Source organism: Calidithermus chliarophilus DSM 9957, from assembly GCF_000430045.1.
Lineage (GTDB): Bacteria > Deinococcota > Deinococci > Deinococcales > Thermaceae > Calidithermus > Calidithermus chliarophilus.
In genome coordinates this window covers 259,986-261,364 of the sequence record NZ_KE387025.1, presented here as the reverse complement: position 1 = coordinate 261,364, position 1,379 = coordinate 259,986, and the positions used below count along the sequence as shown (strand labels likewise).

Below are 1,379 nucleotides of genomic sequence, written 5' to 3'. Positions count from 1 at the left end.
GTCGTACTTCTGGACGAGTCCGGTGGTCAGCTTGTGCAGCCAGTCCTGCCGCTGGTTACGCACCCTGGCGTGTACCTTGCTCAGCCGATGCCTCGCCTTTTCCCGGTTCTTGCTCCCCCTCCTCTTGCGGGATAGCTCCCTTTGCGCTCTACGGAGTTTGGCGAGCCCCTTGCGGTAGAACCTCGGTGGGGCAATCCGAGTTCCGTCGGACAGCACGGCGAAGTCCTTGAGCCCCAGGTCAACCCCCACCACCCGCTCGGGGTTGGCGGGGGGCAAGGGGACGTCGGGCATCTCGAACTCGGCGGTCAGGGTCACGTACCAGTGCCCGTCAGCCTCCCGCTTGAAGGTGGCCCCCTTGATGGGGCAATCGATCGGCTGGCTCTGGCGTATCCGCACCCAGCCGACTTTAGGGACATACACCTTGGAGTTCTCGACCTTGACCCGCTGGGGGATGCGAAAGCGGGGCTCGTCCCGTTTCCTGGACTTGAACTGGGGGAACCCGGCCCGTCGCTCGAAGAAGGCCTTGAACGCGCGGTCGAGGTCCTTGAGGGCCTGCTGCAGGAGCTGGCTGTCGGCTTCCTTCAGCCACACGGTCTCCGGCTGCTGCTTCAGGGTGGTCAACTCGGCGGCTTGCTGGTTGTAGGTCAGGCCCTTGCCGGTAGCGGCGTAGGCTTCCTTGCGCCGGGCAAGGCCCCAGTTCCACACGAAGCGACGAGCACCTGCCATCCGCAACAAAGCGTCGCTTTGGGCTTGGGTGGGTTCCATGCGGAAGCGGTAGACCTTGCGATGGACAGCCATTCAGTCCCTCGTTTTTGGGCGGCGATGTACTGCTCGATGGTTTTGCTGCTAACCATGCCCGCCGTGCTCACGAAGTACGAGCGCGTCCACAGCGCAGGAAGGCGGATGAGGTGGGGGAACTCCCGGCGCAGCACGTGCGAGGTGTAGCCCTTCAAGCGGTGAGCGACCTGATTGGGGGCCACGTCGGGGTCTACCGAGATGAACAGGTGCAGGTGGTCGGGCATGACTTCCAGGGCGATGATTTCCCAGCCCAACTCAGCACACTTCTCCACCAGCAAGGCCCGCAACCGCTCGGCCAACGGCCCTACCAGAATCTTGCGGCGGCGCTTGGGCACAAAGACGAAGTGGTAGCGCAGCAGCGAGACGGTGGTGTTTTTGTGTTTGTAGACCGTAGGCACTACCACAGTATAGCACACCTGCCGCCCACCATGCTATGTGCTCCTTCGGAGCACGTGGGGGAGTCCATGTATCCCCGCGATGAATCAGCGGGGGATTATAGCTCCCCCACGCCCCCTCGTTTTTATAAAAAATCTTGAGCGTAATATTGTCAATATATTTGCAATTACGGCCTGCTCTTAGCC

General features: G+C 61.8%; 1 protein-coding gene and 1 pseudogene. Both read right to left on the bottom strand.

Annotated features, from left to right (window positions below; translation table 11 throughout):
• Window positions 1-726 (bottom strand): RNA-guided endonuclease InsQ/TnpB family protein (locus tag MEICH_RS0116245; RefSeq protein ID WP_476695757.1); only part of this gene is annotated, 726 nt, incomplete at its 3' end.
• 83 nt (window positions 727-809) lie between these two features.
• Window positions 810-1,196 (bottom strand): annotated as a pseudogene (gene tnpA / locus MEICH_RS25625) (IS200/IS605 family transposase); the annotation flags it as partial.
• Window positions 1,197-1,379: the final 183 nt, after the last annotated feature.